General features: G+C 40.0%; 5 protein-coding genes. 1 reads left to right on the plus strand and 4 read right to left on the minus strand.

Features of this window, described 5'->3' with window-relative positions; translation table 11 throughout:
- Positions 1-214: 214 nt before the first annotated feature.
- The 3 genes from B3E92_RS05060 to dnaG are packed head-to-tail and all read right to left on the minus strand — an operon-like array spanning position 215 to position 3,642.
- Positions 215-1,243 carry a glutaminyl-peptide cyclotransferase gene (locus tag B3E92_RS05060; protein WP_286769186.1) on the minus strand — a complete coding sequence of 343 codons (1,029 nt, stop codon included), beginning with the start codon at positions 1,241-1,243 and terminating at the stop codon, positions 215-217.
- A 30-nt stretch (positions 1,244-1,273) separates the two neighbouring features.
- Positions 1,274-1,630: a YraN family protein gene (locus B3E92_RS05065; protein ID WP_286843310.1), complete on the minus strand. Its 357-nt coding sequence runs from the start codon at positions 1,628-1,630 to the stop codon at positions 1,274-1,276.
- 8 nt (positions 1,631-1,638) lie between these two features.
- Positions 1,639-3,642, minus strand: coding sequence for a DNA primase (gene dnaG, locus B3E92_RS05070; RefSeq protein ID WP_286895650.1), 2,004 nt, complete (start codon positions 3,640-3,642; stop codon positions 1,639-1,641).
- A gap of 226 nt (positions 3,643-3,868) precedes the next feature.
- Here dnaG and B3E92_RS05075 point away from each other — a divergent pair, with 226 nt between their 5' ends.
- Positions 3,869-5,254 (plus strand): nucleotide sugar dehydrogenase, encoded by a 1,386-nt coding sequence (locus B3E92_RS05075; RefSeq protein ID WP_286895652.1) that lies wholly within the window; start codon positions 3,869-3,871, stop codon positions 5,252-5,254.
- 140 nt (positions 5,255-5,394) lie between these two features.
- On the opposite strand, the gene B3E92_RS05080 is transcribed toward B3E92_RS05075, so the two are convergent.
- On the minus strand, positions 5,395-5,715 hold the full coding sequence (locus B3E92_RS05080) for a hypothetical protein (RefSeq protein WP_046672702.1): 321 nt from the start codon (positions 5,713-5,715) through the stop codon (positions 5,395-5,397).
- Between the last annotated feature and the right edge of the window lie 105 nt (positions 5,716-5,820).

Consider the following 5,820-nt stretch of genomic DNA (forward strand, 5'->3'; position numbering starts at 1 on the left):
CTAAGGAAAAAAGCAGCTTAAATAGCTACTTTTTGTTCTTTTTCTTCCCAAATGAACAGTTCTGTGAAATAATCAACAAACAACTCACAAATCTATCGCATAGCCATATTTAATAAAAAAGCTGCCTCAATAAATTTGAGACAGCTTCTTCTAATTTTACACGAACTTGCAATACTGTCGACCTTACGAAGAAGGATCAAGACTTGAAGTTCATTTATTTTTCAACTGTCTTGATCTCAAATAATGTATTCCATAACTTCCCTGTTATAAAAAGACGTTTTCCAGCTTGGTCGTAAGCAATTCCATTCAATTCATTGTCATAAGCGGAAGTATGCTCATAGATACCGACAAGATTAATCCGTCCTTCTACCGCTCCTGTTTGAGGATTGATAATAACAATAACATCTTTTTGATAGACATTTGCGTAGACTTTGCCGTCTATATACTCCAGTTCATTAAGTTCATCCACTGGTCCAGCTTCATCGTAAACTCCGATAGCATTTAGCTCTTTACCGGTCGTTGCATCTAAAAAGAACAATTTATTGGATCCGTCAGACTTTATCAAATGCTGCCCATCGTAGGTCAAGCCCCAACCTTCTTTACTATTTTCATATTTAAAGGAATTTTCCTTGACAAAAGAGTTTTTATCAAAGACATATCCTTCTCCCTGTTGCCAAGTTAACATAAATAACTTATTACCTACCAATGTCATTCCTTCGGCAAAAGTCTTTTCATCAAATTTGATCTCCTTGAGTATCTTACCTGTTTTTAGATCGACCTTTCTCAAGTTGGACTCTCCATAACGGCCATTGGATTCGTAGAGAATACCATCAGCAAACTGTAGCCCTTGCGTAAAAGCTGTGGTATCGTGCGGGTATTTGTTGACCACCTCAAAACCATAGTTCTTCGCATTTTCAGGTACAACATAAAATGTACTTGAAACAGAATCCGGTTTTCCAGCACTGTATACCAGGGCGGAAATATTACGAGTACCATAGGCCATATCTTTGGTATCAACTGTAATTGCCGTTGTGTCAGTTGATGAACCGACATGTTTATCATCTACAAAATAAGCCACAGAATCCATTGAGACGGACTCAAATTTCAATTTCAACTGGACCTGAGCTCCTTTTAAAACAGCTTGATTTGCTCCAGGAGATGCAAATTCCAAACTTGATTTTTTTGACTTACAAGAAGCAAAAGCTAGTGCTGCAATTGCCATAAAATAAGTTATTTTTCTCATCTATGTATAGTTATTTATAAGTACGTATCCTCAACTATCCCAAAACGCATCTTTGATATGATTGAGTGCTGTTTTGGGAGATTTTGTTATTGCGACAACATCAAATCTGACTTCACCGACATAACCTGTTTTAAGAATATAAGCCTGAGCTGCACGAATCAGTAGACGCTGTTTTTTGCGATCTACAAATTCGTAAGGTTCGCCGAAATCCGTTCCCGACCGCGTTTTTACTTCAACAAATACCAAGGTATTCTTGTCCACGACAATCAAATCTACTTCTAAATTCTTAAATCGCCAATTTCTTAACACTATTTTATAGCCTATCTTGACGAGGTATTCCATGGCCATCTGCTCGCCCCATTCGCCCGTTTCAAGATGCTTTGCCATATCATAGATTACTTTACAATAGTGTTGCCCAGAAAGCCGCCCAATAGGCGTTCGGCTTCTTTTAATTTCTGATATTTAAAAATAAGGACTTCCAGGTTGGCCACATCTTGTTCATGTTTCATTTCTTCGCGAATATGATGCATTTCTGCTTCGATCTTACGTTTCTTGATCCGATAGATCGCTGTAACGACAAGTTGTTTTAGATGTTCGTATTCTTGCGTTACATAAATTTTACGCTTATCGTCATTCCAATTTTCGCTGAGCGAATATTTACTGGCAACGCAATTGATCGCCAAATCTGCTATAGCAGGGTCAGAGTTTGAATAGAATTGTTTCGTATCTGGAATTTCGTATTTTTCCGCAGCTTCTCTATAGACGTTTAAAATATAAGCCGCAGCTTTATCCTTAAATTCAATGTCGCTGATATTTCCCAATAGCAATCCTGCAACTGGAATATCACCGTCACCTTCCCAGGTTGCTAGATAATCACCATAGTTGATTAAAATTCGGACGATCTCACGCTCCTGGAGAATTTCCGAAGTCAGCTGTGCCGGCTGTTCTACAGACTCTATGCGAGGTAATCCCGCCCTTTCATCATCTGTCATAAAGAAATCCGGCGGTGGCCCGTCCATTCCGAAAGGGGGCATCCCTGTATTTGGCGGCGGACTCTGAGTTTTACGAGCAGCATCCTTATCCGCCTTCTTTGCTCTATTGAGCCTAATCTTGTTGAGTTCAGCCAATAAAATACGCTCTTCGATATCCAAAAGGCTGCTACATTCCCGGATAAAAACAGAAACCTTAATTTCATCGGGAATCAACGCTATACTTTCGACCACATCGCGAATAACCTCTGCCCTTTTTATTGGATCGTTATTGGCATCACGAAGCAGAATATTCGTTTTGTAGAAAATAAAGTCCTGCTGATTGGATTTGACATAATCTTTAAAAGCCGTGGCACCAAACTTTTGCACGTAAGAGTCGGGATCATTACCGTCGGGAAAAAGCAGCACCTTCACGTTTAAGCCTTCTTCGAGCAGCATATCTGTACCGCGTAGGGAGGCTTTGATCCCCGCTTCATCCCCATCATACAGTATGGTCACATTTTCGGTGAATCTGGAAATAAGCTTGATCTGACCTGTTGTCAACGAAGTTCCCGAGGAGGAAACAACATTTTCGACTCCAGCTTGATGTACCGAAAGAACATCTGCATACCCCTCGACCAAGTAGCAATTATCCTCTTCCATAATTGCTTTTTTGGCAAAATTCAATCCATACAGTACATCGGATTTATGGTAGATTTCGCTTTCAGGAGAGTTTACATATTTGGCGACTTTTTTGTCGGTCTTTAGTGTCCGACCACCAAAGCCAATGACACGACCTGTCAGGTTATGAATCGGAAACATGACCCGGCCACGGAAACGATCATATAAAGATTTATCATCGCGTTCAATAGCCAAACCACTTGCGGCCAAATAATCTGGGTGAAAACCAGCTACCTGTGCTTTATCGACCAATGCAGTCCATTCCTCGGGCGAATAACCCAATTCAAATTTTTTGATGATATCCTCACGGTAACCGCGCTCTTTGAAATAGTTGAGTCCGATGACCTGCCCCATTTCAGTTTTCCAGAGTTGCTCGGCGAAGAATTTACTCGCCCAAGCGCTTAGCACATATAGACTTTCCCGTTTATCCTGCGCGGCAAGCTGGGCTGGAGAACGCTCAACTTCTTCAATTTGAATGGAATATTTATCGGCTAAATAACGAATGGCTTCGGGGTATGAGAACTTTTCCAGTTCCATGACGAATTTAAGGGAATCCCCACCAACACCACAACCAAAACACTTATAGATGCCCTTCGAAACAGAAACGTGGAAGGAGGGTGTCTTTTCATGGTGAAAAGGACAATTTCCGATCAAAGAAGTTCCCCGTTTCTTTAAATCCACGAAGTCTCCCACCACCTCCTCTATCCGTGCTGTTTCCAGTACCTTATCAATAACTTCCTGCTTTATCAAAACGTTTCTTTTTTAATGTAAAATTAGAATAAATCTTTTGCATCTCCACTACGAAGTGGCTTCTTTAATAGCATTGCATAAGGGCAATTATGCAAATAGAAAGCAGAACAAGTGATGAGCCAGCTCCTATAAATAAATTGTTTTGATATGCTATGCTTTGTATTGCATATCAAAAGCAATTTATCTAAGTTTGTTTTTCAATTTATAGCTGATTAAGATAATCAAAATGAGCAAAACAATCAAGAAAATATGCTGTATCGGTGCTGGTTATGTCGGTGGACCTACCATGTCGGTTGTTGCCAAGCAATGTCCACATATTGAGATTACGATCGTCGACGTCAATGCAGCCCGTATCGCGGCTTGGAATGATGAAAATCTCGATAACCTTCCTGTATACGAGCCCGGTTTACAAGAGATTGTTGCGGAAGCGCGTCATCGCAATTTGTTTTTCTCAACCGATATCGAAAAAGCTATCGACGAGGCCGACATGATTTTTATTTCGGTCAATACACCGACTAAGAATTACGGAAAAGGCAAGGGGATGGCTGCGGACTTAAAGTATATTGAACTTTGTGCACGGCAGATCGCAGCGGTTGCCAAAAACGACAAAATTGTCGTTGAAAAATCGACTTTACCTGTTCGCACAGCGGCAGCTTTAAAAAGTATCCTGGATAACACGGGTAATGGTGTTAATTTCCATATTCTTTCCAACCCTGAATTTTTGGCTGAAGGAACAGCGATACAGGATTTAATCAATCCGGACCGCGTGCTTATAGGTGGAGAGAATGATGAAGCTATTGCTGCATTGGTCGATATCTATGCACATTGGGTAAGTCGCGACAAAATTCTCACTACAAACCTTTGGTCGTCTGAACTTTCAAAACTAACCGCAAATGCCTTTTTAGCACAACGCGTCTCCTCCATTAATTCCATCTCGGCACTATGCGAGAAAACAGGCGCGAACGTCGATGAAGTCTCCAAGGCAATCGGTATGGATTCCAGAATTGGATCCAAATTTCTGAAAGCTTCTGTAGGTTTTGGAGGCTCTTGTTTTCAAAAAGATATCCTCAATTTAGTTTATATCGCACGGAGTTACGGTCTCACAGAGGTTGCCGAGTATTGGGATCAGGTGATTTTGATGAATGATTATCAAAAACAGCGATTTGCGGACAACATTATCCAAACATTGTATAATACTGTATCGGGCAAAAAGATTGCTTTCTTAGGCTGCGCATTCAAAAAAGACACGAATGATACGCGTGAATCTGCGGCGATCTATGTGGCTGATTATCTATTGAGTGAACAAGCTGAAATCACGGTCTATGACCCCAAAGTTTCTGCTGAACGCATCTATGCCGACCTCGATTATCTGAATACCCGATCTTCGGAAGAAAACAGGGCCTTGGTAAAGGTGGTCAATACCGCCTATGAGGCTTGCAATGATGCACATGCAATTGCAGTATTGACTGAATGGGATGAATTTAAGAACTATGACTGGGCCAAAATCAAGGAGCACATGAAAAAGCCTGCATTTGTGTTCGATGGCCGTAAACTATTGAACCGTAAGGAACTTGAAGACCTTGATTTTAAATATTACGCGATAGGCGAGTAATCAATATATAGGTAAAAAAGAACCCTCAGGATATAGTTGCGTACACTTATGCAGCTATAACTGAGGGTTTTGTTTGTGCCTGTTGTCAACGCATAAGGAAAGAGAGATGAAACACAAGCGATGCAACAGGACTTTTTATCTTAATTATTCAGCATTCCATAAAACTCATTCATGTAATAAGATTCTTGGAGCGCATCTCTGAAATTCTGCCATTGTTCTTCGTCAAATGAAAATACGATATCTGGATAAGGTGTTTTCATGATCAATCGAAATTCACCATCTGGAAATGTGCTAAAAAAGAGTTCATCACCATTACTTTTCGTAATATTCAAGAAGTCGAAGAATTTATTCTTCGTAAATGTCAGTACAAAACTTTGTTGCCAGATATAATAGGTCTGACACTTATGGCAAACACTAATATGGGTATCTCCTCTTTGGCTTAGAATTTTTGTGTCACACATAGCATCTTTATTTATTTATTTAGACTCATTATAAATAATATTCAAATGTAAGAATAGTTTTTAGAATAACAAGTACCTGAACAAAAAAAAGAGGCTGTCTCAAAA

It is taken from the genome of Sphingobacterium sp. UBA6317, from assembly GCF_002440385.1.
GTDB classification, from domain to species: Bacteria; Bacteroidota; Bacteroidia; order Sphingobacteriales; family Sphingobacteriaceae; genus Sphingobacterium; species Sphingobacterium multivorum.

Bases quoted from the DNA above. Each gene is read 5' to 3' on its own strand.
- B3E92_RS05060 (WP_286769186.1), bottom strand. From the start codon at position 1,243: ATGAGAAAAATAACTTATTTTATGGCAATTGCAGCACTAGCTTTTGCT.
- B3E92_RS05065 (WP_286843310.1), bottom strand. From the start codon at position 1,630: ATGGCAAAGCATCTTGAAACGGGCGAATGGGGCGAGCAGATGGCCATG.
- B3E92_RS05075 (WP_286895652.1), top strand. From the start codon at position 3,869: ATGAGCAAAACAATCAAGAAAATATGCTGTATCGGTGCTGGTTATGTC.
- B3E92_RS05080 (WP_046672702.1), bottom strand. From the start codon at position 5,715: ATGTGTGACACAAAAATTCTAAGCCAAAGAGGAGATACCCATATTAGT.